The organism is Micromonospora carbonacea, from assembly GCF_014205165.1.
GTDB lineage: Bacteria > Actinomycetota > Actinomycetes > Mycobacteriales > Micromonosporaceae > Micromonospora > Micromonospora carbonacea.
Genome location: NZ_JACHMZ010000001.1, coordinates 1,270,863 through 1,294,403, shown reverse-complemented (window position 1 = coordinate 1,294,403; position 23,541 = coordinate 1,270,863). Strand labels below are relative to the sequence as shown.

Sequence of the window (23,541 nt, the reverse complement as noted above, 5' to 3'; positions counted from 1 at the left end):
ATCCTCGGCGTGGAGAGCGAACTGCGCAGCATCGGCGAGCTGGCCCGCGCCAGCGGCCTGACCGTCAGCGCCCTGCGGTTCTACGACCGCTCCGGGGTGCTGGTGCCGGCGCTGGTCGACCCGGTGACCGGTTACCGCTGGTACGCCGACGAGCAGGTCGTGCCGGCCCGGCTGGTGGCCGGGCTGCGCCGGGTCGGGATGCCGCTGGCGGAGATCGCCGCCGCCGTACGGCACCGGGCCGAGCCGGCCGTGGTGGGCCGGCTGCTCGACGCGCACCTGCGCCGGCTGGAGGACGGCCTCACCGACGCCCGCCGCGAGCTCTCCCGGGTCCGAGCCCTGATCGACCACGAGGAGCAACCCATGACCACCCGTCTCGTCCTGTCCCGCGCCGACCTCGCCGCCGCGATCGACGCGGTCCGCTTCGCGGTCGGCACCGACCCGGAGCTGCCGGTGCTCTCCGGCGTCCTGTTCGACGTCGCCGCCGACGGCGTACGCCTGGTGGCCACCGACCGGCACCGGATGGCGGTGGCCCGGGTCCCCGGCACGGTCGACGGGCCCACCCGGCGGCTGCTCGCCCCGGTGGCCCTGGTCGACGCCGTCCGCGAGCTGCTGGGCGGCACCGGCGACGGGCGCGCGCCGCTGGGCGGCACCGGCGACGTGGGCGCACTGCCGGGCGGCACCGGCGACGGCGTCCGCGCACCGCTGGGCGGCGTCGGCGGGGGCGACGCCCACCTGCGGCTGGACGGCGACGGCCTCACCGTCACCGTCGCCGGCCGGGAGGTCGGCGGGGCCGCCCTGCCCGACGAGTTCCCCGACTACCAGCGGCTGCTGGGCACGCGCGTGCCCGCGTACCGGGTCACGGTGGACGTGCCGGCGCTGCGCGCGCAGGTCGCCGGCCGCCCGCCGGCGCGGGTGCTGCGGCACGAGGGCGTCGACGTGCCGGTGACCGTGCTGGGCCTGGACGACGCGGGCAGCCTGCGGGTCCTCGACGACGCCGCGCCGGCCGACGCCGCGCCGGACGCGGTGCGGCTCGGCGTCAACGGGCGCTACCTGCTCGACGCCCTCGACGCGGGCGACCGGGGGCAGCTCCTGCTGGAGCTGGACGGGCCGATCAGCCCGCTGGCGGTGCGCCGCCCGGACGACGCGGACGCGTACTCGATCCTGATGCCGATCCGGCTCTGAGCCGACGCCGCGCCCGCGCCGCGTCGGTGCCGCGCGGGGCCGCGCCGCGTCGGTGCCGGCGCGCCATGTCGGCGACATCGCGGCTTCCCACACCAGGGGACCCCGCGATGTCGCCGACATGGCGAGACCGCATCGCGGCGCGACGGCCCCGGCCGGTGGGCTCACGGCCGGGGCCGGGCGGGGGAGGCGACGACGGTAGCATCGGTGGGTTCCCACCTGAGATTCCCGGACGGAGGCGTACGGAGCGCATGCTCGACATGGAGTTGATCCGGAAGGATCGCGAGGCGGTGGCGACCGCGCTGGCGAAGCGACTGGATCCCGCCGAGGTCAACCGGGCGCTGGACGAGATCCAGCGGCTCGACCAGGAGCGCCGCGCCCTCATCACGGAGATCGACGCCGAGCGGCAGCGCCGCAAGGCGGAGGCGCGGGCGTACGCGGCGGCGAAGCGGGCCGGCACCGCGCCGGAGAGCGTCGCCCCGGAGGCCGAGCGCAAGCAGCTCGCCGAGTTGGAGTCCCAGCTCGACGAGGTGCAGTCCCGGCTGCGCGAGCGGATGAGCGAGCTGCCGAACCTGCCCGCCGACGACGTCGTCCCCGGCGGCAAGGAGGCCAACCGGGTCGTCCGCACGTTCGGCGAGCCGCCGGCGATCGAGAAGGTGCGGGACCACGTCGAGCTGAGCCGCCTGCTGGGCCTGGTCGACCACGAGCGGGGCGTCAAGCTCGGCGGCTCCGGCTTCTGGATGTACACGGGCGTGGGGGCCCGGCTGGAGTGGGCGCTGCTCAACTGGTTGATCGACCAGAACGTCGCGGCCGGCTACGACTTCCTGCTCCCGCCGCACCTGCTGCTGGACACCGCCGGCTTCGCCGCCGGCCAGTTCCCCAAGTTCTACGACGACGTCTACCACCTCGACCGGGAGTCCGCCCCGCGCGGGCAGTTCCTGCTGCCCACGGCGGAGACGGCGATCCTGGGGGCCTACCAGGACGAGATCCTGGACACGGCGACCCTGCCGCTGAAGCGGTTCGCGTACACCCCGTGCTACCGGCGGGAGGCGGCCGGTTCGCACTCCGACGAGCGCGGCACCGTGCGGGGCCACCAGTTCAACAAGGTGGAGATCTTCCAGTTCACGCTGCCCGAGCAGGCCGCCGCCGCGCTGGAGCAGATGGTCGCCCACGTGGAGGGCCTGGTCGCCCGGCTGGGCCTGCACCACCAGACCAGCCTGCTGTCGGCCGGCGACGCCAGCGCCTCGATGAGGAAGACCCTCGACATCGAGGTGTGGATGCCGAGCACCGGCAAGTACAAGGAGGTGTCGTCGGTGTCCTGGGCCGGCGACTACCAGGCCCGCCGGGCCGCGATCCGGTACCGGGAGGCGGGCGGCAAGCAGACCCGCTTCGTGCACACCCTCAACGGCTCGGCGCTGGCCACCAGCCGGCTGTTCCCGGCGATCCTGGAGCAGTTCCAGCAGGCCGACGGCTCGGTGCTGGTGCCGGAGGTGCTCCGCGACCGGGTGGGCACCGACCGGCTCACGCCGGGTCGCTGACCGTCACACCGTCGGCGGGGGTCGGGGTAACCCGGCCCCCGCCGCTTTCGTTACGCCCCCGTGCCCTGCCGGAGGCGTTAAGAAGGGGCCCCTGCTCTACAGAATGCGTTAACAGGGGGCCCTTCCTTACCCCGAGCGCAGCGAGGGCAACGAGGGCGGCGGCCAGCAGCCCGGGTCCGGCCGCGTCCAGCGCGCCGACGAGGGCCTGCTGGACGCGGGCCGCGGCGACCACCACCGGGTCGCCGAACGCGTCGTGCCGGCCCTCGGCGAGCCGCACCTCGTACCAGCCGTACCAGCCGACGTAGCCGCCGGCGGCCAGCAGCACCAGCCCGCTGAGCCGGGGCACCCACCGGCCGGTCCCGCGCAGCCGGGCGACCACCCGGTCGCGCAGCAGCGCCACGCCGAGGGCGGCCACGGCCACCACGAGGCCCATCCCGAGGGCGTACGCGACGAACAGCGCCAGCCCGCGCGGCGTCGAGCCGGCCTGGAGGCTGGTCGCCACGATCGCCAGGAACGGGGCGATGGAGCAGGTCAGCGACGCCAGCGCGTACGCCGCGCCGAACAGCACCGTCGACGGCAGCGTGCGGGTCAGCCGGGGCGCGCGGGTCAGCGGGCGCGGGGTGGGCAGCCGCCGGCCGGCGAGCAGCCATAAGCCGAGCAGCACCAGCCCCACGCCGAGGGTGACGGTGAGCCAGGGCAGCCGGGGGCGCAGCCAGCCGGCCAGCGGCGCGAAGGCCAGCCCGAACGCGCCGAAGACCAGCACGTAGCCGCAGGTGAGGCCGGCGGCGGCGGTGAGCGCCCGGCCGACGGCGCCGCGTCCGTCGCCGGGCCCGGCCACCAGGATCGACAGGTACGCGGGCAGCATCGCGAACCCGCACGGGTTGACCGCGCCGAGCATCCCGGCGGTCAGCGCCAGCAGCAGCGGGGCGTCCATCAGGCGGCCGGGGCGGTCAGCAGCGGGACGGCCAGGGCCGGGGCGGTCAGCAGCGGGACGGCCAGCGGCGGGACGGCCAGGCCGACCGGCGGCAGGAGCGGGGCGGCCATCAGCCGGCCTGGGCGGCCAGGGCGGCGACCCGGCGGGTGAGGTCCTCCCCGTCGAGGAAGCCCTGGTGGATCACCTTCCCGTCCCGGTCGATGATCAGGAACGTGCTCTGCTCGACGACCTCGAAGCGCCGCCACAGCGTGCCGGCCCGGTCGTCGAGCTGGAGGGTGCCGCCCAGCTCGAACTCGGTCACGAAGTCCCGCATCGCCGTGCGCTGGCCGAGGCCGGCGACGCCGACGATCGGCACCCGGTCACGGTACTGCGGGGCGATCTCGGCGACCGTCCACGCCTGGCTGGCGCAGGTGGCGCACCAGGGGGCCCAGAACCACAGCACCACCGGCCCGCCGGCCAGGTCGGCGGCGGCGAAGGGCTTGCCGTCGAGGGTGGTGCCGGTGAACCGGAGGCTCTCCGGCACCCGGGCCGGGGCGGCCGGCGTCGGCGGCGCGCCGGTGGACGTGCCGGTGGACGTGCCGGCCGGGGTCGCCGTGGGGTCGCCGGCGTCGGCGGGCGCGGCGGCGGCCGCGTCGACCGGCGGTCCCGGGGGGCCGACGGCGCAGGACGCCGCGCCCAGCAGGGCGGCGGACAGGGCGGCGACCAGCGCGGCGGCTGTGCCGGCCCGCCGTCGGCGGGGCGACCGTCCACCCGGGCCGGTCCGGCGGCGCGACGGCCGGCGGAACAATCGCATCCGCGTCTCCCTTCGGTAGCGGGCCGCGCGGGGCGGGGCACCACGGCGGCGCTCCGGTCTCCGCCGGTCCCGGGTGCGCTACTCGGCCTTGACCAGCCGCAGCGCGAGTTCGGGGCACACCTTGACGGCCTTCATGGCGCCCTCCCGCAGCCAGGTCGGCACGGGGGTGGTGGGGAAGGCGGGGTAGCCGTTGCCGTCGAGCCGGATGAAGTCGGGCACGACGTGGGCGCAGAGCCCGTGACCGTCGCACCGGGACCAGTCCAGGGTCAGCTTCCTCGGGTCGGCGTCGGGTGCGCCGGGCAGGCCCATGACGCCCTTGGTCCGCTTGCCGCACCCCTCGCCCGTGGTGTGCAGCTTCAGGTCGTCGGCGAAGACCTCCATGGCGGAGAGGGCGAACCGGGCGGTGCCGTCGGGGTGGCTGCACGCGCCGCGGCCCTTCACGTCCCCGGCGGCGGCGCGGACGATCTCGACGGGGGCGCTGCCGGAGACGGCCAGGTCGACGGCGCGGGCCAGGTCGGGCAGGCCCATCTTGCAGGGGCCGCACTGCCCGGCGGACTCGCCGGCCAGGTAGCGGACCACCTGGGCGGCCTCGCCGAGGGGGCAGGTGTCGCGGGCCAGCGGCACGATGATGCCCGCGCCGAGGGTGCCGCCGACGGCGGTGAGGCCCTTGCGGGACACCTCGGCCCGCTGCGCGGCCGCGGCGGTGATCCACTTGCCGTGGTACCCGCCCATGAGGATGCCCGGCCCGTCGGGCACCTCGCACAGTTCGAGGATGTCGCGCAGCGGGGTGCCGGCCGCGCACTCGACGACGGCGGGCCGCTTGGCCGAGCCGGTCACCGTGAGCAGCACGGTGCCGGGTTCGTCGTCGGTGCCGAGCGCCGCGTACTCGTACGGGCCGAGCCGGGCGGCGACGGCGAGCTGCGCGTACGTCTCGGCGTTGGACAGCAGGGTGGGCAGGCCGCCGACGCCGGAGTCGCTGGAGCGCTTCTTGGTGCCCGGCGGGATGTGCGGCAGCCCGTTGATGCCGTTGACCAGCGCGCCGCCCTCGCCGGAGATGAACCGGTGCGGCACGGTGACGATGCTGGTGGGCACCGGCATCCGGCGTTCCTGGAGCGCCTCGGTCAGCGACGGCCGGCCCACGTCGTCGTCGGCGACGCCGATGACGATCTCGTCGGCGTCCAGCGCGTACGCGACCAGGGCCGCGCCGTCGAGGATGAGGTGCGGGGCCCGGGTGAGCAGCACCTTGTCCTTCCAGCTCGCCGGCTCGCCCTCGGTGGCGTTGACCACGACGATGGCGGAGGCGTCCTGCCGCTCGCAGGACTCCAGCACGGCGCGCAGCTTGCGGGCGAACGGGAACCCCGCCCCGCCCTTGCCCTTGAGCTGGATGGCCTCGGCGAGCCGGAGCAGGTTCGCCGGCTCCATCGGCCCGATGGGGCCGTGCACCTCCTCGTGGGCCATCAGGTCGAGGCGGCCGAACTCGGCGAAGCCGGCGGTGAGCCGGGGCTCGCCGACGCACGCCACGGGGGGCACCGTCGTGCGCATCACTTCGCCTCACCCCGCAGCCCGGCCCAGTACGCGCCGTCGACGGCGTCGGCGTTGGCCCGGTCGCGGTCCCGGTCCCGCTTGCGGCGGCCGGGCCGGCCGTCCCCGGCGGCCCGCAGCGCCCGCCGGGAGGCCAGGTCGACCAGGGTCGGGGTGTCGTCCATGGGCGGCAGGTCCTCGGCGACGAACCGGGCCGGGGGCCGCCAGTAGTCGGGCTCCTCCGGGAGCTCGTCGTCGACACTGTGCCGGCCGGACCCGCTGCGCGGGGTCGCGGAGATCGGTTCGGCGGAGACGGGCGTCGAGGACTCCCAGCGGCGCGGGCTGTCCCACGGCTCCTCGGGCTCTTCGGCGCGCTGTGGCGGCGAGGAGTAGCGGGCGACGAGGTCGTCGTCGCGGCGCGAGCGCCGGCCGGGCGACACCGGGGCGACGTCCTCGTCGTAGCGGGAGCGCCGGCCGCCCGACACGGGGGCGACCTCGTCGTCGTAGCGCGCCCGGCGACCGCCCGACACCGGGGCCGCGTCCTCGTCGTAGCGGGAGCGCCGGCCACCGGACACGGGTGCGACGTCCTCGTCGTAGCGCGCCCGGCGACCGCCCGACACCGGGGCGACGTCCTCGTCGCGGCGGGAGCGGCGGGGACTGGAGACCGGGGCGACGTCCTCCTCCGAGCGCGAGCGGCGGGGGGCGGAGACGGGGGCGTCCGCGTCGCGCCGCCGCCGGCTCGACCGGTCGGGGGCCGGCTCGGCGGTACGTCGGGAGATGGGCTCCAGCTCGCGCTCGCCGCGCCGGGCCGGGGCGTCCAGTTCCTCGTCGCGGCGGCGGGTGGGCCGTACCGGCTCGCGCAGGGTGCCCGGCTCGGGCACCACCGGCACGGTGAACCGCTCGGGGTCGCGTCGCCCGCGGGCGGTGCCGGTCGGCATCGCCCAGGAGCCGGTGGTGGCGGTGGTCTCCGCCCAGCCGCCGGCGACGCGGGCGCGCCCGGCGCGGGTGTCGCGCTTCTCCTCGGCGTCGTCGCGCTTGCGGCCGATCTTGCTGAGCAGCAGCGTGGTCGTCTTGCCGTCGTCGGTGGACTTGCCGGCCATCGCCTTGTTCAGGGCGGCGGCCTGGTGCTGCTCGCGGCTGCGCTTGCCGAGGTGCACGGAGAGCCGGACCATCAGCGCCAGCACCACGAGCAGCACGCAGGCGAAGTAGCTCAGGGTCACCCAGGACGCCGCCGGCCGGCCCGCGTTCAGACCGTGGAACAGGGCGAACGGCCACGCCAGGTACGCCATCGAGTGCAGCCCCCGCCAGAACCACTTGGGGCCGACACCGACGAACCGGGCCCGGATGATGCCGGTCCACAGCACGCTGACCATGAGGAACGACGCCACCGTGCCGAGCCCGACGTAGAGCCCCCGCCCCCCGATGAACGGCACGAGGGCGTCGGTGGGCCCGGCCCGGCCGATAGCGATCTTGGTGATGACGTGGAACACCAGCCCGGCGACGCCGAGGATGCCGGTGGCCCGGTGCGCCGACTGGAGGAGCACCCGGTGCGGGATGCGCAGCACGAGCCGGTCGGTGGCGAGCAGGCCCATCATCACGGTGAGGCTGAGCGACACCAGGGCGACGACGCCGGCGAAGAACTCGGTGAAGAAGAAGCCGTAGGCGTACATCGCCGTGCCGGCGCCGGCCAGCTCGATGCCGGCCCAGACGATCGCGAGCGCCGACCCGGCCATCAGCGCGACGGAGGTCTTGGACCTGGTCCGCACCCCGCGGCTGCTGCTCGTGGTACGGACGGTCGTGGCCTTGGTGTTCTGCTGTGCCCGAGCCATCTGCTCCTCGATCGTGTAGCGGCGGCGCCCCCACCGGCCGACCCTGCTCCCCCATCGAGTACGGAGCACCGGGTTCAACGGATCAGCCGGGCCGTGAATTTTCCCGGGCTTTTTCCGTGGTGCCGTCGAACCGTTCCGCCGTGGGCTGCGTGTAGGGCGCCCCGCGCAGCGACGCCCGTCCATCCGTTGACACCCGCCGCAACGCGCTTGTAACCTTTCCGAAAATTTCAATCCTGACTGCAAGATGCCGGCAAGCAGCAGTCCAGACCGCCGCACCCTCCCCCCTCCCCCGACCCCCGTCAGGAGTCCCCGATGCATCGACGCCGATGCCGCTCGGCGGTCCTCGCCCTGGGCGTGATCGCCGGCCTGCTCGCACCGACCGCCGTGGCGGCGCCCCCGGCCGCCGCCGCCCCGTCCGGCACGAAGAAGGTCATCGCCAACCTGTTCGAGTGGAACTGGCCGTCGGTGGCCAACGAGTGCACGACCGTGCTCGGCCCGGCCGGCTACGGCTACGTGCAGGTCTCCCCGCCCCAGGAGCACGTCCGGGGCAACCAGTGGTGGCTGGCGTACCAGCCGGTCAGCTACCGCATCGAGTCCCGCAAGGGCACCCGGGCGCAGTTCCAGTCCATGGTGAACACCTGCCACGCCGCCGGTGTGAAGGTGATCGTCGACGCCGTCGTCAACCACATGTCCGGCCAGGACGCCGGGGGCACCGGCTGGGCCGGCTCCTCCTACGGTCACTACGACTACCCCGGCATCTACCAGACGCAGGATTTCCACCACTGCGGGCGTAACGGCGGCGACGACATCGCCAACTACAACGACCGGTACGAGGTGCAGAACTGCGAGCTGGTCAACCTGTCGGACCTCGCCACCGGGTCCGACTACGTCCGGTCGAGGATCGCCGGGTACCTCAACGACCTGCTCTCCCTCGGCGTCGACGGGTTCCGCCTCGACGCCAGCAAGCACATGCCGGCCGCCGACATCGCCGCCATCAAGGGCAAGCTGTCCCGCCCGGCGTACCTCGTGCAGGAGGTCATCTACGGCGCGGGCGAGCCGATCCAGCCGACCGAGTACACCGGCAACGGCGACGTGCACGAGTTCCGCTACGGCAAGGACCTCGCCCGGGTGTTCCGCAGCGAGAAGCTCGCGTACCTGAAGAACTTCGGCGAGGGGTGGGGCCACCTGCCCAGCGGCTCGGCGGCGGTCTTCGTCGACAACCACGACACCCAGCGCGACGTCGGCGGGGTGCTCACCTACCGCGACCGGGGCATCTACGCCCTGGCCAACGCCTTCATGCTGGCCTGGCCGTACGGCTCCCCCACGGTCATGTCCAGCTACACCTTCAGCGACCGGGACGCCGGCCCGCCCTCCGACGCCGACAACAAGACCCTGAACACCACCTGCTACGCGGGCTGGGAGTGCGAGCACCGCTGGCGGGTCGTCGCCAACATGGTCGGCTTCGCCAACGCCACCCAGGGCGCGGGCGTCGCCAACTGGTACGACAACGGCAACAACCACATCGCGTTCAGCCGCGCCGGCAAGGGCTACCTCACGATGAACGACGAGGACGCGGCGGTCACGGGGCGCTCGTACTACACGGGGCTGCCCGCCGGCCGGTACTGCGACGTGATCCACGGCGACTTCACGGGCGGCACGTGCAGCGGCCCGGTGATCACGGTGGACGCGAACGGCTGGTTCACGGCGAACGTCCCGGCCCACGACGCGATAGCCATCCACACCGCCGCCAAGCTGAGCTGAGCTGAGCGCGCCGCGCACGGCGCGCCGAGGTGCAAGGAAGGGCCCCTTCTTAACGCTTTCTGCATAGGAGGGGGCCCCTGCAATCACCCCCCGCCGCCGCCCACCAACGCCTACAGTACGTTTTGTGCTGTTTGACCGGATTGTGTCGCGGTGGGGGCTGGGCTGGCTGGCCGCCGCGCTCGGCGTACCCCTGCTTCTGGCGACCGGCCTGGTCACGGCCCGGGCGCTCACCCCGGAGCCGGCCCGGGTGTCCCCGCCGCCCGCCGCCCCCACCGCGCCCGTCACGGCGGCCGCGCCCACCGGCGAGCCGGTGCCCACCGCCGCGCCCGCGCCGGCCACCCTGCCGGTCGTGACCTACGACCCGGCGCCCGCCGGCTTCCCCGCCGACCCGAGCCCGTCCGACGCCACCCCGCTCACGGAAGGGCTGACGCCGACCCGCAAGGTCGCCGCCTACGACGCGCCCGGCGGCCGGCCGCTGGCCTTCCTCGCCCCCACCATCAACGGCGTCGAGGTGACCGTGCCGATCGTCGAGCGCCGCACCGGCTGGACGGCCGTGCTGCTGCCCTCGGCCACCCGGCGGATCGCCTGGCTGCCGCCCGACGGCGACTGGGCCACCGTGCCGCTGCGCGACCAGATCGTCGTGGAGCGCCGGCCGCACCGGCTCACCTGGTTCCGCGACGGACACGCCGTGCGATCGTGGCCGGTCAGCCTCGGCATGCGCGGCCAGGAGACCCCGCTGGGCCGCACCTTCGTGCTCGGCCGCACGCCGCCACCCGAGGCCGTGTACGGCGGCGTCGACGTCTTCGCCCTCGGCGCGATCCCCGACGACCCGGACGCCATCCCACCGGGCCTGGCCGGCGCGCACATCGGCCTGCACGCCTGGCAGGACGACGACACCCTCGGCGAGGACGTCACCAACGGCTGTATCCGGCTGACCCGCAGCGGCCAGCGCCAACTGCTCGCCGAGGTCCGGCCCGGCAGCGGCGTGCTGGTCGTGGACGCCCTGCCCACCCCACCTCCGACAGCCTGACCCGACGCCGCGCCGGCCTCCGGCCGCACGCTCACCGCCGCCTCGGCCGGCGGGAACACGCGCCCTCGTGGTCCGGCCGCAGCAGACACCGCCGGCCGCCGTCCATGATCCGGTCACAGAAGACCCAGTGTCGTACGTTCTGGTCGTCCTCCCGCGAGACGGTCGCGCCCCCGGGCTCGGTCTGCGGCAACACGTGCGTCCAGTGCGCCACCACCCGGGCCAACCGCTGGGCCGAAAGCAGGTCGTTGGCGACCACTGGCAGGTGGATGACGAACCGCTCGCTCACCGGCCCCACCCCCGCTCGTTGCGGGCGGGCGACGCCTCGGCGCGCAACCGGCACAGCGCAAGCTTGACCTGGCTGGTCTCCCGGCGGCTCTGCGCAAGCGCGTGGTGCGCGGCGGCCAACTCGACGGCGATCCGCTCCAGGAACTCCCGCACCTCCCGCGGGTCGAGCCCGCGCCGACCGAACCGGGCCGACCGGAACCGCCACTCGCGCACCTGCCAGGGCAGCAGCCGGCGACCCGCCGCCGGCTGACGCCCGGCCGCGCCGTGGGCCGGCGGCCGGCGACGCGGCCGGGCCCGGCGGAACAGGAAGACGCGCATGACAGACCTGCCTCTCGTCGAGATTGACCTGTGGAGGGACGGGTCCGCCGGCCCGCACCGCACCGGCGGATCCGCCCGGCACCTGCCACCGCAGCCTTCGATCAGCGAGTACGACAGCAGGGCACGCCATGGCCACTGAGCAGCGGAAATTCCACAGTGCCCGCAGAGGCAGTGAAGCACCGCGTCTGCTCAATTGCAATGTCTCAACGGAGCAGTCGGAGATGTGAATTCTCTATAGCTCAGCACTCGCTGTGACGTGTCTATTGCTAAAGGAGCAGGAGGCGGGTTCAATTGGACGCTCGGGTGTCGACGGATCGCGAGCAGCGGAGGCGAAGAGTGTCACAGGCGGTGACCGCATCGACCATGTTGCGGCGGCAGATCGGGCGCAAGTTCGAGGCGCTCCGCAAGGCGGCAGGGCTGACGATGGAACAGGCCGCCGAACGCCTGGATCGGGCACGGGCAACGCTGCACCGGATCGAGAACGGCGCGGAGCACGTCCGCTTCCGACAGGCCGACGTGCAACAGATGCTCGACCTCTACGGCGCGTCCGCCGAGGACAGCGAGCTGCTTCTCGCGATGACAGCGGCCACCCGGGAGAACAAGAACTGGTGGCACGACTACATCGGCTCCGGCCTGCCGCGATGGTTCCAGCTCTACATCGGACTGGAGGCCGGGGCTTCGCACATCCGGCAGTACGAGGCGGAGCTGGTCCCCGGGCTGCTCCAGACTCCCGCCTACGCGGAGCAGGTCTTCCGGATGCCCGGTGGCGCAATCGACGCGGAAGCCACCGAGGAGCAGCGGCGGGCCATCCAGCTCAGGACCGAGCGCCAGACCCTCCTCACCCGGTTCTCCCCGCCGCAACTGAGCGTGATAATCAACGAGGCCGTGTTACGCCGCCCGGTCGGCAACGCAACGATCATGGCCGAACAACTCCATCAGATCCTGAAGGCCACCCAGCTACCCAACGTGACCGTGCAGGTGCTTACTTTTTCTGCCGGATTGCATGCCGGGGCAATGTCGGGAGCTTTCTCGATCTTGGAGTTTCCACGGGACGAGCATGGCAAGGAGGTGGAACCACCGGTGGCCTACCTGGAAGCCGCAACCGGAGCGATCTATCTCGACAAGCCGCACGAGACAGCCGCCTACAACACCATCTGGGCCGACATGGCCAGCCGCGCCCTCAACGAGTCTCGATCCCAGAGCCTGATCCAGCAAGCCGCAGAGGAGTACTCCCGTGCCTGACCTGACCGGTGCCGTCTGGCGCAAGTCGACCCGAAGCAACAACGGCGGCAACTGCGTCGAGGTCGCCGACAACCTCCCGGGCGTCGTCGGGCTACGTGACAGCAAGGACGTGACCGGGCCGGTGCTGACCTTCACCCCGTCGTCCTGGGCCACCTTCATCGAGGACGTCAAGGCCCAGCCACCTGGCTGCTGAAACTGGCAGGAGGCTGCGCCACGGTTCCTCTCCTGCCCACCGAAAACGCCGGTCAACTCGTAGGCTGTTCACCACCTAGCCTGGACGCCCAGCCACCACTCAGGATGTGATCTTGGCCAGCAAAGTGAATGAAATCCGCGCAGTTGATCTATGGCGCCCCAGGTCAGGAAGCCTGTGCCCCGCGCACGCGGGGGTGATCCTCCGCACGATGTCCGGGTAGCCGAACCCCGGTACTGTGCCCCGCGCACGCGGGGGTGATCCCAGCTCCGCGACGGCCTCGTCATCGCCGTTGGCCTGTGCCCCGCGCACGCGGGGGTGATCCATAGGGAAGTGTAGAAACTGGGGTCACTTCGTCCTGTGCCCCGCGCACGCGGGGGTGATCCCGTCAACTCGACGACGCAGGTCGCCGCCGCGCTCTGTGCCCCGCGCACGCGGGGGTGATCCTCGAGCCGATCGGCCCGCCGACCGATCACGAACCTGTGCCCCGCGCACGCGGGGGTGATCCCGCCACCGACGCCGCCGTCGGCGCACCACCCTCCTGTGCCCCGCGCACGCGGGGGTGATCCGCACGCTGTCGGCTTGACCGCCGTGGACGCGAACTGTGCCCCGCGCACGCGGGGGTGATCCCGTGCTGTCGACCACCGAGGCTTGGCCCGCACGCTGCTCCCCGCGCACGCGGGGGTGATCCTCCCGGCCCGTTGTGCGGGTCCAGCTCCACGACCTGCTCCGCGCGCATGCGGGGTGCCCCGTGTGTCCTGTAGGTGTGAAGCTGCCGCACAACGGCAGTCGGGGCGATGGCGCGCTGCGACTGTCAGCGACTACTATCGATCGGCGCAGTCGCGCACCGGTCGTGATGTTGCAGTGACCTGGAGTCATGGTGCCTCGTCCCGAACGCCAGATTGACCCTGAAGCGGGCCCCATCCAGTCGTTTGCCGCAGAGCTTCGACAGCTCCGCGAAGCAGCAGGCTCGCCGAAGTACCTCCAGATGTCGCGCGCGTCGGGCCGGTCCAGAACCGCCCTGGCCGAAGCTGCCGGCGGCGATCATCTGCCCACCTGGGAGACGGTCGAGGCGTTCGTCAGGGCATGCGGCGGCGATGTCCGTCAGTGGCGGGTGAGGTGGGAGACGGCGCAGGAGGCGATACGGCCGGCAGAGTCGCCGTCACGCAGTGGCGCGGCAGCTACCGTCGCCGATCTCCCTGACGATGCGTCGCCCCTGGTCGCCGGACAGCCGGCGATCCGCCGTCGGCTCCGCTGGGCCCTCCTTGCCGTGGTCCCGCTGGGCGTACTCCTGCTGTCAGTGCCGCTGGCCCTCGGGTCCCGCAGCTCCGAGGGAGGGGGCAACCAGGCACCGGCCGCGCCGTCGGCCGGCGCTCCTGCCGCGCTCGTCGTACAGAACAAGGTGGCGATCGGGCCATCCGGCCTCGCCGAGGACACCACGCCGGCCTACCTGTCCGGCAGGCCGGCGCCGTTCTGCGCCAAGCGGGGTTGCAAGGTGCCCGGCACCGAGGTCTGGAGCGGCGCGGTCCTGGTGGCGCGCTGCCAGGTCGTCGGCGACAAGATCACCAACCGGGATCTCACCAGCGAGGGCATCGAGACGAACCCGAATGGGGTGTCCTCCAACATCTGGTACGAGGTCGTCCTGCACGACGGGCGGACGGGATACCTGTCGGAGGTGTACGTCGAAGCACGGTACCGGGGCGGCATGGGACTGCCGACCTGCACGCCCCGCTGACCTCGCTGCTCTCGCCGGGACGGATGCACGCGGTGCCCCGGCCTGCCGGCGTCGCCGCCGATAGACCGTCGCCGGCCCTGGTAGTCCGTCGCCGGGCCCGAACAACGCTGCGGCGTGCGGAGATGGCATCACCGGGGCACCCGCCGCGGTCGATGATCTCCGGAGGACAGCATGTTGAACCCCAAGCGCGGGCCCGTCCGCGTCGCCACAGCCGCCTTCGCGGGCCTGCTGACGGGGGCGCTCGCTCTCGCCGCGCCCGCCTTGGCGGTCGATCCGACCAAGTGCACCAAGGGCTACAACAACGCGAACACCGCGTGGGGAACCTGCACCGGGCGGGGAGAGTGGCGGGTCGTCACCTGGTGCTACTACGCCGGTTCGACCAACTCGGGCTGGTACGGCTGGTCCGACGGCGGCACCCACACCGCCTACTCGTCCTGCAAGAGCCCGAGCCACGTGACCGACATCTTCATCGAGGCCCGCTGACCGACGCCTCCGCGCGGGGCCCTGCTCGGGCAGGGCCCCGCGCGGAGGCAGTTCCGGAGGCCGGGCGGGTCCGCCCCGGCCACCGCAGCACCTGATCGATCACCGTTACGAATCGCCATCCGAGAAGGGGCTTTCCGTTCGCCTGAAAACAACAATTGAACAATGGTGTTAATAATCGGCAAGCGCATATCCAGCAAATCAGAGCAAAGCCCCCGGACGCTGACTGTCTGATAATGGACTTGAAATGAATACGCCTCCCCCTGTGGCATACTTCTAACTCCGCCACCCAGGATGCGCCGCCGGCGCCGGCCGCCCCAGCGAAAGGACGTCGGATGACCCAATACCAGGCACTCTCTGGCTACGTGGGCCAATTGCAGCAGAAGACCAACTGGTGCTGGAATGCGACCACCGCCAGCGTCGCCCATCACTACAACAAGATGACCGACTGGACTCAGTGCGGCCTGGCCACGGCGGTGCTCAACGACAAGTACAGTGAGTGGTTCAGGCAGAACCCCGGCCAGCCGAAGTTCGACTGCTGCGGACCCAACGGGGGCCCCTGGAACTGCAACGAGGGCTGGTGGCCCGACGAAGGGCCACTCCAGAAGGTCGGGCACAAGGCCGCCGGCCCGAGACTCGGAGTGCTGTCGAAGCAGGAGATCACGCAGGAGGTGGCGAACAACCGGCCAATTCTCCTGAATATCGCGTGGGCAGGCGGCGGCGGCCACATAGTGAACATCTTCGGGTACAGCCAACTCGAAGACGGCACCGTGACGGACGTCTGGGTTCACGACCCCTGGGACGGCACGTACATCATTCCGTACGAGGAATTGCGGGACAAATACAAGACGAATGGCACCTGGACCGCTTCCATGAAGTCCCAGCCCTGAGGAGCTTCGCAATGCCGTTGAATATGCCTGAGCCGCCGGGGCGGATGCGGGAGGAGACACGCGCCAAGCTCGGCCGCGTCGCCGGAGTTCGGGGCATGGGCCTGCCCGCGCTGGGCGCCGCCGCCCCCGAGGACGTGCAGGTGTCCACCCCACACCAGGTGTTCACCATGGGCCTCGACGACGTCGAGGCCGGCGGCGGCCTGGATCGGGCACGCCCGGGAGGCTGGCGCTTCCTGCTCGAATCCGGTGGCGAGGTGATCGCCAGCGCCGAGAGTACGGAGACACCGGACGGCAGTCGTCCGCCATCGTTCAACGAAGGCCCGTACGTCAGAGCCACCGCGACCGCCGTACGGGCCGCGCGGGCGCTGCCCCAACTCGCGACGGCCGGTTTCGAACTACGGCTGCTGCGGATTCCCGCGCTGTACCTGATGGCCCTGTGGCTGCACTCACCCAACACCGACCTGCTCATCCCGCTCGCGCCCTCACCGATCGGAAACGAGGGCAGGGTCGTGCTGCCACCGGTGTTCTTCCGGGAACTCTCCGGCCACGCCCGCGACCGGAGGACCGGTGAACCCGGCCAGGGAGCGGACCAGCCGCAGCCCAACGGGTAGCCGGCGCACCTCCGCGACAGCGGGCGGTCCCCGAAAACGCAGCGACAGGGTAGGCAGAATGCCGCAACCAGCCATGGCCGTCTGCGGGGGAGACGGGCGGCGGCGTGTCGTCTCCGGAAGCGACGGACGACCGTACCCGAGCCGTCCGTGGCCCGGTGAGGGACACGCCGGCCGCCGAAGCCCCTCCCCCGCCCTCCCCCTCCCCGCGCCGATCTTGCACTTGCGGCCCCAGCAAAAGGGGTGAAACGCCCATCTGGGGGGCCCAAAGTGCAAGATCGGCGCAGGGCGGCGCGGGGCGGGGCAGGGCGGGGCAGGGCAGGGCCGCAGCGAAGCCGCGCACCGGGCAGGGCGCCGCAGGGCGCTACGCCCGCTGCGCCTACTGCGTCTGCTGCGCCGGTTCGGCCAGGTGGTGCCAGAGGAACTCCAGGGTCAGGGCCCACACGAACGCCCGTTGCGCGTTGTTCGCCGCCGCGCCGTGCCCGCCCTCCACGTTCTCGTAGTACGCCACCTCGTGCCCGCGCTCGCGCAGCCGGGCGGCCATCTTGCGGGCGTGCCCCGGGTGCACCCGGTCGTCGCGGGTGGAGGTGACCAGCAGCGTCGGCGGATACGCCCGATCTTCGTCGACGTTGTGGTACGGCGAGTATTCGCGCAGGAAGGCCCAGTCGGCGGGGTCGTCGGGGTCGCCGTACTCGGCCATCCAGGACGCCCCGGCGAGCAGCTTGTGGTAGCGGCGCATGTCCAGCAGCGGCACGTGCGCGACGACCGCGCCGAACAGCTCGGGATAGCGGGTCAGCATCACGCCCGCCAGCAGGCCGCCGTTGCTGCCGCCCTCCATGCCGAGGCGCGCCGGGGTGGTGATGCCCCGGGCCACCAGGTCGGCGGCGACGGCGGCGAAGTCCTCGTACGCCCTGGGTCGGTTCTCCCGCAGCGCGGCCCGGTGCCACGCGGGGCCGTATTCGCCGCCGCCCCGGATGTTCGCCACCACGTAGCTGCCGCCCCGGGCCAGCCAGCCCCGGCCGACGATGCCGCTGTAGTGCGGCAGCTCGGGGACCTCGAAGCCGCCGTACCCGGTGAGCAGGGTCGGCCCGCCGGCCGCGTCGGGGTCACCGACCAGGAAGTACGGGACCCGGGTGCCGTCGGCGGAGGTGGCGAAGTGCTGGCGTTCGGTGAGGCCGGCGGCGTCGAAGAACGCCGGTGCCCGCTTGAGCGTCTCGACGGGGCCGCCGACCTGCCCGAGCCGCAGCGTCGCCGGCTGCCGGAACCCCTCGGAGGCCAGCAGGTACGCGTCGCCGACGTCCGGGTCGGTGTCCACGAGCCGGGTGTGCTCGAACTCCGGCACGCCGGCGAGCGGCTCCCGCCGCCAGCCCTCCGCCGGGCCGGAAGCGCCGGGAACGCCGGGGGTGAGCACCTCTAGTCTGCTGCGCACGTCGGCGAGGGTGGCCAGGATCAGGCGGTCGCGGGTCCACGCGTGGTAGCTCAGCGCGGTGCGCTCGTCCGGCGTGAACAGCGTCGTCAGCTCCCGCCCGCCGGCGAGGAACGCGTCGAACCGGGCCGCCAGCAGCGCGCCCGCGGGATGGGTCACCCCGTCGACCGTCCACGGCGAGCGCAGCCCGATCAGCAGCCACTCCCGGTGCGCGTCCCAGTGGGCGTCGGCCGGCACGTCGATGCGCACCCGCTCCCCGGCGGGCGTCAGCAGGTAGGGCTCCGAGCGGAAGAAGTCGAGGCGGCGGCCCACGAAGGTGCGCTCGAAGCCGGGCGTGTGGTCGTGCGAGGCGTACGCGGAGACGTCGTCGGCCTGGCCGGCGAAGACGACCTCGGCGGACGGCAGTGGCGTGCCCCGCCGCCACCGGCGGACCGTGCGGGGGTAGCCGGAGGTGGTGAGCGAGCCGGGGCCGAAGTCGGTGGCGACGAGTATGTGGTCGGCGTCGACCCAGGTGACGTCGCTCTTGGCCTCGGCGAGGGTGAAGCCGTCGGCGACGAAGGCCCGGCGGACCAGGTCGAACTCGCGCACGACGGTGGCGTCGGAGCCGCCCCGGGAGAGGCTGACCAGGCACCGGTCGTGCCCGGGGCGCAGCACCGTCACCCCCTGCCAGGTCCAGTTCTCGCCCTCCTGCGCGGCGAGCGCGTCGACGTCGAGCAGGACGTCCCACCGCGGCTCGGGCCGGCGGTACTCGTCGCCGGTGGTGCGCCGCCAGATCCCCCGGGGGTGGGCCGCGTCGATCCAGTAGTTGTAGTAGAGGTGGTCGCCGCGCCAGCTCGGGTAGGGGATGCGGTCGTCGGCGTCGAGCACCTCGCGGATCTCGGCCCGCAGGGCGGCGAACCGGTCGCCGCCGGTGAGGGCGGCCATGGTCTCGGCGTTGCGGTCGTGCACCCAGCCGGCGGCGTCCGGGCCGTGCAGGTCCTCCAGCCAGCGGTACGGGTCGTCGTCGGTGTCCGTCAGCCTCGTCACGTTTGCCACTATTCCCGGCCGGGTCAACCCTGGCGCCGCCCCGCCGGCATTCGGACAAGGGGGCCGTCGGCCCTGGCATGGGCGGTGTCTCGCGGGGTATGACGGGCAGATGAGGGCGAGTTTCCGGATCGGCCGGATCGCGGGCGTACCCGTCGGGGTCAACTGGAGCGTCCTGGTCATCTTCGGGCTGATCGCCTGGGGGCTGGCGGGCAGCCAGTTCCCCCGGTCATACCCGGACAGGCCGACCTGGGCGTACGTGCTCGCGGGGCTGAGCGCGGCGGTGGTGTTCTTCCTCGGGCTGCTCGCCCACGAGGTGTCGCACGCCGTGGTCGCCAAGCGCAACGGGCTGGAGGTCTCCGGGATCACCCTGTGGCTGTTCGGCGGGGTCGCCGAGCTGCGCGGGGAGGCCCGCGACCCGGGGGCGGAGCTGCGCATCGCCGGCGTCGGGCCGCTGGTCAGCCTGATCGTCGGCGTGTTCTTCGGCGGCGTCGCCGCGCTGCTGGCCCTGGCCGGGGTGCACGGGCTACTGCTCGGCGCGCTGGCCTGGCTGGCCGGCATCAACGTCCTGCTGGCGGTCTTCAACGTGCTGCCGGCCGCCCCGCTGGACGGGGGCCGGCTGCTGCGGGCCGCCGTGTGGAAGGCCACCGGCGACCGGACGCGGGCGTCGGTGGTGGCGGCCCGCGCGGGCTGGGTCCTCGGCGCGCTGCTGATCGGGCTGGGCCTGTGGCAGTTCCTGCGCGGGGCCGGGGTCGGCGGGCTGTGGCTGGCGCTGATCGGCTGGTTCCTGATCGGGGCCGCCGGGATGGAGGAACGGCAGGCCCGGCTGGGCAGCGCGCTGCGCGGGGTGCGGGTCGCCGACGTGATGACCCCGCAGCCGCAGACCGCGTCGGGCGACATGACCGTGGCCGACTTCGTCGACCACTACCTCTTCGCGTACCGGCACTCGGCGCTGCCGCTGACCGACGACGGGCGGCCGGTCGGCCTGGTCACCCTCGACCGGGTACGCGGCATCCCGGCCGAGGCCCGGTCGGCGACCAGGCTGGCCGAGGTGGCCTGCCGGGCCGACCAGCTCGTGCTGGCCGACCCGGACGAGCAGCTCACCGACCTGCTGCCCCGGCTCAGCGAGTGCGCCGACGGCCGGGCGCTGGTGGTGGCCGGCGGGCGGCTGGTCGGCATCGTCTCGCCCAGCGACATCAGCCGGGCGGTGCAGCGCGGCAACCTCCGCGACCAGGCGACGCGGGCGGGCGCCTGAGCGGGCGGGCGCCTGAGCGGGCGGGCGCCTGAGCGGGCGGGTGCTGAGCGGGCGGGTCAGGAGTGCGGGCAGGTGTCGCGGTACTCCTCGATGGTGGCGTCACTCGGGGCGGGGCAGAGGAACTGCTCGTAACGGGTGTCGTCGTCGACGAAGCGCTTCAGCCACGAGATGCCGTACTTCGCGATGGTCACGTTCGGCGCGGTCGGGGTGGCGTGGGTCGCGCCGTCCAGCTCCAGGTACGCCTTGTCCAGGGTCGCCGGCAGGGTGGAGTAGAACAGCTCGGAGTGCAGGGCGACGGGGGCCACCTCGTCGTCCTCCGCGCCCACGATGAACGTCGGCACGCGTACGCCGGGCCAGTTCTTGGTGGTGTGCCAGCCGGTCAGCGAGATCGCCGCCTGGAGCGTGGGCCGGGTGTTCGCCGCCGACAGGCTGCCGCCGCCGCCCAGGGAGTGGCCCATGACGGCGAGCCGGTTGTGGTCGATGCGGTTGCGGACGACGCTCGCGCCGACGAGGTAGTCGAGCGCCGCGAGGAGTTGGGTGCCCCGGCTGTCCGGCGGGTCGTCGGGCGTGAGGGTGTCGATGGTGAGGACGACGAAACCCTGGGAGGCCAGGCGGGGGCCAAGCCAGGCGATGGTGGCCTTGCCCGCCTTGTAGCCGGGCGCGATCGCGACCGCGCCGAACGTGCCCTCGGCCGTGCTCGTCGGATACCACATGGTCCCGCCGCCGAAGCCGGTGACGGCGGACGGCGCGACGGCGGCATCGGCGACGGCGAACGGCCCACGGGGCGCCTCGATGCTGGCGACGGTCGGGGCGGGGCCGCGCTCGTAGGGGTTGTCGGCGGCGCGGGCCGGGGCGGCGTGGCCGACCGTGAGGGCGAGCAGCGCCGTGAGGGCGACCGGGCGCCAGCGGCGACGCGGTCCGGGCCGGGGGCGGGACGGACGGCGGGAGGACGGGCGGGACGGCAGCGGCATGGCCGGGCTCCTGCGGGTGCGGGGCGGGCGGCCCGGCGCGTGAGACCGCCCCGGGCCGGTCGACGAGACACATCGATCGATATCATCGTCGTCGCGCCGACCCGGGCGGGCAATCCCCTGCCCGGACCGCCTGTGCGGCAGGTGCCGGGAAGGGGTCAGCGGGGCAGGTAGCGGTCCAGCAGGTCGGTGCGGAACTTGCCCGCCGGGTCCAGCTCGCGCGCCAGCGCCGCGAAGTCGGCGAACCGGGGGTACGCGGCGGCGACCGCCGCCGGGTCGACCGTGAACACCTTGCCCCAGTGCGGCCGGGGCGTGAACGGGGCGAGCGCCCGTTCCACCTCGGCGAGCACGGGGGCCACCGCGTCGCCGTCGCCGATCCAGGTGAAGTGCACGGCAAGGCTGTCGCGCCCGTGCTGCGGGCTCAGCCACAGCTCGTCGGCGGCGACCGTACGCAGCTCGCAGATCTGGAGCACGGCGGCGATCCGGTCCGCCAGCGGGTCCAACGCGGCCAGCGCCCCGGCCGCCGCCGCCCGCGGCAGGTGGTATTCCGACTGGAGCTCGTCGCCGCTGCTCGGGGTGAAGCCGAGCTGGAAGTGCGGCAGCCGCTCGTGCCACGGCCCCGGCTCGCCGAGCTGGGCGGTGCAGTTGCGCGCCGGCATGCCCGGCACCGGGTGCACGGGCCCGGCCGCCGCCGTGGTGCCGAGCCAGTCGGCCGGCGGCGGTGGGGCGTCGGCGAGCTGCTTGCGCCACACCTGGCCGATCCGGCCGTCGGCCCCGCCGCGCCAGTCGGTGAAGAGGCTGACGCTGTACGCCGACGCGAACGCCTCGTCCAGCGCCGCCCTCGGCAGGCCGAGCCGGACGTACTGGCGCACCTCGAAGGCGGGCACGACGTCCAGGGTGAGCCGGGTGACCACGCCCAGCGCGCCGAGCGCCACCACCATCCCGGCGAACCGGTCGCCGCCTTCGTCCCGGCGTACGGTCAGCAGGTCGCCGTCGGCCGTGACCAGCTCCAGCGCCGAGACGGCGGTGGCCAGGTTGCCGATCCCGTCGCCCGAGCCGTGGGTGGCGGTGGCCACCGCGCCGGCCACCGAGATGTGCGGCAGCGACGCCATCGTCGGCAGGGCGAAACCGGCGGCGTGCAGCCGGGTGGCCAGGTCGCCGTAGCGCATGGCGGCGGCGACGGTGACCGTCGCCCGCTCCCGGTCGACCTCGACCGTCTGCGGCAGCCCGGCCAACGACACCAGGTCACCGGCGGTGTCGCCGAGCCGGTTGAACGAGTGGCCCGAGCCGACCGCCCGGATCCGGTCGCTGCCGGCGACCAGCCGGCGCAGCTCGTCCAGCCCGGCCGGGCGGTGCCGCCGCGCCGCCGCGTAGCGGACGTTGCCGGCCCAGTTGCGCTCCGGCACGCCGGCGTCGTCCGGCCCGCCGCCGCCCGGCTTCCCGTCGCTCGCGTCCACGTGGCCTCTCCCGTCACTCGGCGTCGTCGGGTCGACACCCGGGCGGCACCGGCGGGCCGGGCACTGGTTGCCCGGGGCGTCGTCGGGGAACCATACGCCCATGAGCAGCTACCCGGATCCCGCCCTGCGCGGCGACGTGTACCCGTCCGAGGAGGAGATCGACCCGACCGGCGTCGGCCCGGACCCGCAGACCGACGCGCCGCTCGGGGCGTATCCGCAGGCCGGCCCGGCCGTCGGGGCGTACCCCGCGCCGTCGCCCAGCCCCGCGCCGCCGCCGAGGCCGGCACCCGGGCCGGTGCCGGTGCCGGTGCCCGCGCCGTCGCCGGGGCCGGCCCCGCGCCCGCCGGTCGAGTCGCACTCGATCGTCACCCACCACCTCGACGGCTCGACCGAGGTGGTCACCGACCTCGACGGCGACGGCATCGCCGACGTGGTGCAGTTCGACCTCGACGGCGACGGTGTCCCGGACATCACCTACCTCGACAGCGACCGCGACGGCCGCCTCGACACCGTCGTCCGGGACCCGCGCCCGACGGGCTGAGGGGCAGCGCCACCGCCGCCCTCGCCGCCCGAAGCCGGGGCGTTGCCGGGCGTCCCTACCCTCGCGGTCATGGCCGACGAGGCGAACATGTCCACCCGGGGATTCGAGATCGCGCTCTTCGTCGTCGCCGCGCTGGTCTGCTGCGGCACGCCGATCAGCGGCTTCTATCTCCAGCGCAAGGACAAGGCGGACGAGCCGGGCATGCGCGCCGCCGGCGAGGCGTACCTCGACGCCGCCGTGCGGGGCGACAACGGCGCGGCGTACGACCTGCTCTGCGCGGCCGACCGGCGCGGGCGGTCCCGGGCGGGCTGGGACGCCACCGCCGGCGTGATCGTCGACCCGACCGGGTTCCGCATCACCGACCTCGCCGTCCGGCGGAGCAGCGACGCCCCCACGCAGTACGTCGTGACCGCCGAGGTCACCTACCCGGGCCACCCGAGCAGGGAGGTGCAGTTCCACCTCAGGAAGCAGGACGGCGGCTGGAAGGTGTGCGGCCCGCCGCCGCTGTGACCCGCGCGGGCCCCCACCGGCCGGGCCC

General features: G+C 73.6%; 22 protein-coding genes and 1 CRISPR repeat array. Of the genes, 13 read left to right on the top strand and 9 right to left on the bottom strand.

Annotated elements, in window-relative coordinates:
• Positions 1-21: 21 nt before the first annotated feature.
• Together HDA31_RS05885 and serS are read left to right on the top strand one after the other, a co-directional pair.
• Positions 22-1,182: a DNA polymerase III subunit beta family protein gene (locus HDA31_RS05885; RefSeq protein ID WP_178067716.1), complete on the top strand. Its 1,161-nt coding sequence runs from the start codon at positions 22-24 to the stop codon at positions 1,180-1,182.
• Between the two features lie 248 nt (positions 1,183-1,430).
• Entirely contained in the window at positions 1,431-2,717 is a 1,287-nt protein-coding gene (gene serS, locus HDA31_RS05880; RefSeq protein ID WP_178066017.1) for a serine--tRNA ligase, read from the top strand.
• Here serS and HDA31_RS05875 read toward each other — a convergent pair.
• The 4 genes from HDA31_RS05875 to HDA31_RS05860 form a co-directional block, all read right to left on the bottom strand.
• On the bottom strand, positions 2,701-3,651 hold the full coding sequence (locus HDA31_RS05875; protein WP_178066018.1) for a cytochrome c biogenesis CcdA family protein: 951 nt from the start codon (positions 3,649-3,651) through the stop codon (positions 2,701-2,703). The genes serS and HDA31_RS05875 overlap by 17 nt on opposite strands.
• Positions 3,652-3,760: 109 nt before the next feature.
• Entirely contained in the window at positions 3,761-4,444 is a 684-nt protein-coding gene (locus HDA31_RS05870) for a TlpA family protein disulfide reductase (RefSeq protein ID WP_178066019.1), read from the bottom strand.
• Between the two features lie 78 nt (positions 4,445-4,522).
• The gene (locus HDA31_RS05865) at positions 4,523-5,989 is read right to left on the bottom strand and encodes an NADH-quinone oxidoreductase subunit NuoF family protein (protein ID WP_219824947.1); all 1,467 of its coding nucleotides are present in this window, start codon (positions 5,987-5,989) and stop codon (positions 4,523-4,525) included.
• A complete protein-coding gene (locus tag HDA31_RS05860; protein WP_178066021.1) occupies positions 5,986-7,794 on the bottom strand; it encodes a hypothetical protein in 1,809 nt (602 codons plus the stop codon). The genes HDA31_RS05865 and HDA31_RS05860 overlap by 4 nt, the downstream gene beginning before the upstream one ends.
• Positions 7,795-8,106: 312 nt before the next feature.
• Here HDA31_RS05860 and HDA31_RS05855 point away from each other — a divergent pair, with 312 nt between their 5' ends.
• Both HDA31_RS05855 and HDA31_RS05850 read left to right on the top strand, forming a co-directional pair.
• Positions 8,107-9,555 (top strand): alpha-amylase, encoded by a 1,449-nt coding sequence (locus HDA31_RS05855; RefSeq protein ID WP_178066022.1) that lies wholly within the window; start codon positions 8,107-8,109, stop codon positions 9,553-9,555.
• A 124-nt stretch (positions 9,556-9,679) separates the two neighbouring features.
• On the top strand, positions 9,680-10,585 hold the full coding sequence (locus tag HDA31_RS05850; RefSeq protein ID WP_178066023.1) for a L,D-transpeptidase: 906 nt from the start codon (positions 9,680-9,682) through the stop codon (positions 10,583-10,585).
• 31 nt (positions 10,586-10,616) lie between these two features.
• Here HDA31_RS05850 and HDA31_RS05845 read toward each other — a convergent pair whose 3' ends face one another.
• Together HDA31_RS05845 and HDA31_RS05840 are read right to left on the bottom strand one after the other, a co-directional pair.
• Positions 10,617-10,871, bottom strand: coding sequence for a hypothetical protein (locus tag HDA31_RS05845; RefSeq protein WP_178066024.1), 255 nt, complete (start codon positions 10,869-10,871; stop codon positions 10,617-10,619).
• Positions 10,868-11,188, bottom strand: a complete 321-nt coding sequence (locus tag HDA31_RS05840) for a DivIVA domain-containing protein (protein ID WP_178066025.1) — start codon at positions 11,186-11,188, stop codon at positions 10,868-10,870. Before HDA31_RS05840 ends, HDA31_RS05845 begins: the two co-directional genes overlap by 4 nt.
• 363 nt (positions 11,189-11,551) lie before the next feature.
• On the opposite strand from HDA31_RS05840, the gene HDA31_RS05835 reads away from it, so the two are divergent.
• The 6 genes from HDA31_RS05835 (at position 11,552) to HDA31_RS05810 (ending at position 16,336) form a co-directional block, all read left to right on the top strand.
• Positions 11,552-12,430 (top strand): helix-turn-helix domain-containing protein, encoded by an 879-nt coding sequence (locus HDA31_RS05835; protein ID WP_178067718.1) that lies wholly within the window; start codon positions 11,552-11,554, stop codon positions 12,428-12,430.
• On the top strand, positions 12,423-12,623 hold the full coding sequence (locus HDA31_RS05830; RefSeq protein ID WP_178066026.1) for a DUF397 domain-containing protein: 201 nt from the start codon (positions 12,423-12,425) through the stop codon (positions 12,621-12,623). Before HDA31_RS05835 ends, HDA31_RS05830 begins: the two co-directional genes overlap by 8 nt.
• Before the next feature lie 172 nt (positions 12,624-12,795).
• Positions 12,796-13,311: direct repeats of the CRISPR family, unit length 28 nt; unit sequence CTGTGCCCCGCGCACGCGGGGGTGATCC.
• Positions 13,312-13,497: 186 nt separating this feature from the next.
• Positions 13,498-14,355 carry a helix-turn-helix domain-containing protein gene (locus tag HDA31_RS05825; protein WP_178066027.1) on the top strand — a complete coding sequence of 286 codons (858 nt, stop codon included), beginning with the start codon at positions 13,498-13,500 and terminating at the stop codon, positions 14,353-14,355.
• 171 nt (positions 14,356-14,526) lie between these two features.
• Positions 14,527-14,838, top strand: a complete 312-nt coding sequence (locus HDA31_RS05820) for a hypothetical protein (RefSeq protein ID WP_178066028.1) — start codon at positions 14,527-14,529, stop codon at positions 14,836-14,838.
• 332 nt (positions 14,839-15,170) lie between these two features.
• Complete coding sequence (locus HDA31_RS05815; RefSeq protein WP_178066029.1) at positions 15,171-15,725, top strand: C39 family peptidase; 555 nt, start codon at positions 15,171-15,173, stop codon at positions 15,723-15,725.
• Positions 15,726-15,820: 95 nt separating this feature from the next.
• Positions 15,821-16,336 carry a hypothetical protein gene (locus HDA31_RS05810; RefSeq protein WP_246384078.1) on the top strand — a complete coding sequence of 172 codons (516 nt, stop codon included), beginning with the start codon at positions 15,821-15,823 and terminating at the stop codon, positions 16,334-16,336.
• Positions 16,337-16,712: 376 nt separating this feature from the next.
• On the opposite strand, the gene HDA31_RS05805 is transcribed toward HDA31_RS05810, so the two are convergent.
• Positions 16,713-18,785 (bottom strand): prolyl oligopeptidase family serine peptidase, encoded by a 2,073-nt coding sequence (locus HDA31_RS05805; RefSeq protein ID WP_246384080.1) that lies wholly within the window; start codon positions 18,783-18,785, stop codon positions 16,713-16,715.
• A gap of 109 nt (positions 18,786-18,894) precedes the next feature.
• On the opposite strand from HDA31_RS05805, the gene HDA31_RS05800 reads away from it, so the two are divergent.
• A complete protein-coding gene (locus HDA31_RS05800; protein WP_178066032.1) occupies positions 18,895-20,037 on the top strand; it encodes a site-2 protease family protein in 1,143 nt (380 codons plus the stop codon).
• Positions 20,038-20,093: 56 nt separating this feature from the next.
• On the opposite strand, the gene HDA31_RS05795 is transcribed toward HDA31_RS05800, so the two are convergent.
• Both HDA31_RS05795 and HDA31_RS05790 read right to left on the bottom strand, forming a co-directional pair.
• Positions 20,094-21,008, bottom strand: coding sequence for a poly(ethylene terephthalate) hydrolase family protein (locus HDA31_RS05795; RefSeq protein WP_219824948.1), 915 nt, complete (start codon positions 21,006-21,008; stop codon positions 20,094-20,096).
• Positions 21,009-21,163: 155 nt separating this feature from the next.
• Positions 21,164-22,411, bottom strand: a complete 1,248-nt coding sequence (locus tag HDA31_RS05790; protein ID WP_178067722.1) for a D-arabinono-1,4-lactone oxidase — start codon at positions 22,409-22,411, stop codon at positions 21,164-21,166.
• Positions 22,412-22,562: 151 nt separating this feature from the next.
• Here HDA31_RS05790 and HDA31_RS05785 point away from each other — a divergent pair, with 151 nt between their 5' ends.
• Together HDA31_RS05785 and HDA31_RS05780 are read left to right on the top strand one after the other, a co-directional pair.
• Complete coding sequence (locus HDA31_RS05785) at positions 22,563-23,003, top strand: hypothetical protein (protein ID WP_178066033.1); 441 nt, start codon at positions 22,563-22,565, stop codon at positions 23,001-23,003.
• A 69-nt stretch (positions 23,004-23,072) separates the two neighbouring features.
• Entirely contained in the window at positions 23,073-23,513 is a 441-nt protein-coding gene (locus HDA31_RS05780) for a nuclear transport factor 2 family protein (RefSeq protein WP_178066034.1), read from the top strand.
• Positions 23,514-23,541 lie beyond the last annotated feature (28 nt).

Bases quoted from the DNA above. Each gene is read 5' to 3' on its own strand.
- serS (WP_178066017.1), top strand. From the start codon at position 1,431: ATGCTCGACATGGAGTTGATCCGGAAGGATCGCGAGGCGGTGGCGACC.
- HDA31_RS05875 (WP_178066018.1), bottom strand. From the start codon at position 3,651: ATGGACGCCCCGCTGCTGCTGGCGCTGACCGCCGGGATGCTCGGCGCG.
- HDA31_RS05870 (WP_178066019.1), bottom strand. From the start codon at position 4,444: ATGCGATTGTTCCGCCGGCCGTCGCGCCGCCGGACCGGCCCGGGTGGA.
- HDA31_RS05860 (WP_178066021.1), bottom strand. From the start codon at position 7,794: ATGGCTCGGGCACAGCAGAACACCAAGGCCACGACCGTCCGTACCACG.
- HDA31_RS05855 (WP_178066022.1), top strand. From the start codon at position 8,107: ATGCATCGACGCCGATGCCGCTCGGCGGTCCTCGCCCTGGGCGTGATC.
- HDA31_RS05840 (WP_178066025.1), bottom strand. From the start codon at position 11,188: ATGCGCGTCTTCCTGTTCCGCCGGGCCCGGCCGCGTCGCCGGCCGCCG.
- HDA31_RS05835 (WP_178067718.1), top strand. From the start codon at position 11,552: ATGTTGCGGCGGCAGATCGGGCGCAAGTTCGAGGCGCTCCGCAAGGCG.
- HDA31_RS05825 (WP_178066027.1), top strand. From the start codon at position 13,498: ATGGTGCCTCGTCCCGAACGCCAGATTGACCCTGAAGCGGGCCCCATC.
- HDA31_RS05820 (WP_178066028.1), top strand. From the start codon at position 14,527: ATGTTGAACCCCAAGCGCGGGCCCGTCCGCGTCGCCACAGCCGCCTTC.
- HDA31_RS05815 (WP_178066029.1), top strand. From the start codon at position 15,171: ATGACCCAATACCAGGCACTCTCTGGCTACGTGGGCCAATTGCAGCAG.
- HDA31_RS05810 (WP_246384078.1), top strand. From the start codon at position 15,821: ATGGGCCTGCCCGCGCTGGGCGCCGCCGCCCCCGAGGACGTGCAGGTG.
- HDA31_RS05800 (WP_178066032.1), top strand. From the start codon at position 18,895: ATGAGGGCGAGTTTCCGGATCGGCCGGATCGCGGGCGTACCCGTCGGG.
- HDA31_RS05795 (WP_219824948.1), bottom strand. From the start codon at position 21,008: ATGCCGCTGCCGTCCCGCCCGTCCTCCCGCCGTCCGTCCCGCCCCCGG.
- HDA31_RS05785 (WP_178066033.1), top strand. From the start codon at position 22,563: ATGAGCAGCTACCCGGATCCCGCCCTGCGCGGCGACGTGTACCCGTCC.
- HDA31_RS05780 (WP_178066034.1), top strand. From the start codon at position 23,073: ATGGCCGACGAGGCGAACATGTCCACCCGGGGATTCGAGATCGCGCTC.